Origin of the sequence: Pseudomonas sp. (assembly GCF_049645325.1) — a bacterium.
GTDB lineage: Bacteria > Pseudomonadota > Gammaproteobacteria > Pseudomonadales > Pseudomonadaceae > Aquipseudomonas.
In genome coordinates this window covers 1-2,446 of record NZ_JBARTQ010000338.1, presented here as the reverse complement: position 1 = coordinate 2,446, position 2,446 = coordinate 1, and the positions used below count along the sequence as shown (strand labels likewise).

The following is a 2,446-nucleotide window of genomic DNA, read 5'->3' as shown; positions in this document are numbered from 1 at the left end:
CCGTAAGGGGCACGCGACAGGAAGCGCGGCATGGCCAGGCCCACGTAACGCGAGTCTTCGCTGGCACGGAAGCTGCGCCAGGCGGCGTGCTCCGGGGTCTGGAAGATCTTGGTCAGGTCACGCGGGTTGGCGAGTTCCTGCCACGACTCCATCAGCATCACGCTGGGGTCGGCGGCCGTGATCAACGGGCAGTGAGCGGCGGCGCTGACACGCGCCATCTGGGTCAGTAACTCCACGTCGGGCGCGCTGTTGTTGAAATAGTAATCCGCCACGAATGCGCCGTAGGGCTCGCCGCCGAACTGACCGTATTCCTCTTCATAGAGTTTCTTGAAGATCGGGCTCTGGTCCCAGGCCACGCCCTTGAACTTGCGCAGGGTCTTGTGCACTTCGTTCTTGGAAATGTTCATCACCCGAATCTTCAGGGTCTCGTCGGTCTCGGTGTTGTTGACCAGGTAATGCAGGCCGCGCCAGGCGCTTTCCACGCCCTGGAATTCTTCGTGGTGAAGGATATGGTTGACCTGCTCGGTGAGCTTCTGGTCGAGGGCCGCGATCAGGCCTTCAATGGTGCCCAGCACATCGTTGGGCATCAGTTGCGTGCCTTGCAACGCCTGTTCCGCCAAGGTGCGCACGGCGGTTTCTACCGCTTCCTTGGCCTTGTCGGTCTTGGGCTTGAACTCTTTTTGCAGCAGGCTTGCGAAGTCGCCGGCGTCGAATTGCGTGGCGGCGATTGGCAGACCGTTCTGTTCCGATTGCGTAGTGGACATGTCGGTATCCTTGAAATTTGGGCAAAAGCGTCCCCGTACCGGGGCAAACAGGGCACCGGCAGCGTCAACGGCTATTCAGTTATTCGGGCTGTTTGGGCGCAGTGCTCAAGGCCTGCATCACACTCGGGTCGGCGAGCAGCTTGGCAAGCAATTCCTCGGCGCCGACCTTGCCGTCCATGTAGGTCAACAGGTTCGACAATTGGCTGCGCGCGGTCAGCAACTGGTTGAGGCTCGGCACCTTGCTGGCGATCGCGGCGGGGCTGAAGTCGTCCATCGATTCGAAGGTGATTTCCACCGGCAGGTTGCCTTCGCCGGTCAGGGTGTTGGGCACCTGGAAGGCCACGCGCGGCTTCATCGACTTGAGGCGTTCGTCGAAATTATCGATGTCGACTTCCAGGAACTTGCGCTCGGCCACCGGCGGCAACGGCTCGGCGGGCTTGCCGGAGAGGTCCGAGAACACGCCCATGACGAAGGGTAATTGCACGGTTTTTTCCGCGCCGTAGATTTCCACGTCGTATTCGATCTGCACGCGTGGCGCCCGGTTGCGAGCGATGAACTTCTGACTGCTTTCTTTGGCCACAGGAAAAGCTCCAGTGAGTGGGGTTGATACAAAAAGGGTCAGGTGTCGCTGCTGCGAATACCGCTGACCAGCGCCAGTTGCGCGAGACCATCGGGAGCGAGGTCTTGCAGCAATTCCATGAAATTCTTGTCGATCAGTGTCTTCGCCCGCTGCAACAGAAAGGGCACCGGGCTTGCGGGTTCGTGAGTCTGGAAATAGGCGCACAGACGGTCGATGGTCTGGCGCGCGTCTTCGCGGCTGTTGATCTCGCCGCGAGGCGCTTGAGGGGCTACGACAGCGGCGACGGTGGCCACGGAAACGACGGCAGGCCCGACTTCGGCTGAAACCTCGTCGGGCAAACGACGGCGGATCACTTCACCGGCGCGGCGCAGCAAGGTGGCCAGGCCGCTCAGGTCGATGGCGCGACCCACACCGACTTTCTCGGTCAGCCATTGCTCGATCCGCACACTGAGGGTCAACGCCCGGGTCAACGCGGCTTCGACGGCGGCCAACTGAGCCGGGTCGGCTTCGGCAAACGCGCCTTCGATCATCGCCAGGCTGACGTTGTCGCCCTCCCCGGTTTGCTCACCATTGGCCAGCTCGACCTGGCGCAGGCTGACGGCGCCCACACTGCGGGCGCTGACCAGCGGCGTATCCAGCACGTCACGCAGCAAACCGGCGGGCTCGCAGAGAAATGCCAGGATATTGATGCGCAGCAGCGGGTCGTTGTCGTCATCGGGATCAAGCTGGGGGTGCAAACCTTCCCAGCAGTTCTCCAGCAACGCCAGGACCAGTTCGAGACCGGCGGCCAAGCCGGCAATGCCATTCAAATTGAGTTGGGCGCGGGTCAGCCAGATCGCCAGGCGCAGGTCACGGCTGCGTTCCAGCAGCGGCTGCGTGAGCACCATCACGCGCTTCCAGTTCGGCTCGATGGCCTGGGTGATGGTCTGGCCGTATTGCACCTCAGGCTTGCCGAGGGCTTCCTCCTCCAGCTCAAGGAACTGCGGGTCGTACTCGATGTTCTGGCCACACGCGCCGGCCTCGCCCAGAGGCTGGGCCAGCGCGGTGAAATCCAGTGGTTGAGCTTCGGTGGGCAGGCCCATCGTACGTCCCTCGTTCAAGT

The 2,446-nt window shown here is 62.2% G+C and carries 3 protein-coding genes; all 3 read right to left on the bottom strand.

All coding sequences use genetic code 11. The annotated features are described in order from the left end of the window. Positions 1 to 764 (bottom strand): type VI secretion system contractile sheath large subunit (gene tssC, locus WBB95_RS15240; RefSeq protein ID WP_424488342.1); only part of this gene is annotated, 764 nt, incomplete at its 3' end. Positions 765 to 843: 79 nt separating this feature from the next. Continuing rightward, positions 844 to 1,344 carry a type VI secretion system contractile sheath small subunit gene (tssB, locus tag WBB95_RS15235; protein WP_424488341.1) on the bottom strand — a complete coding sequence of 167 codons (501 nt, stop codon included), beginning with the start codon at positions 1,342 to 1,344 and terminating at the stop codon, positions 844 to 846. A gap of 38 nt (positions 1,345 to 1,382) precedes the next feature. After that, a partial coding sequence (gene tssA, locus WBB95_RS15230) for a type VI secretion system protein TssA (protein WP_424488340.1) occupies positions 1,383 to 2,446 on the bottom strand: 1,064 nt, incomplete at its 5' end.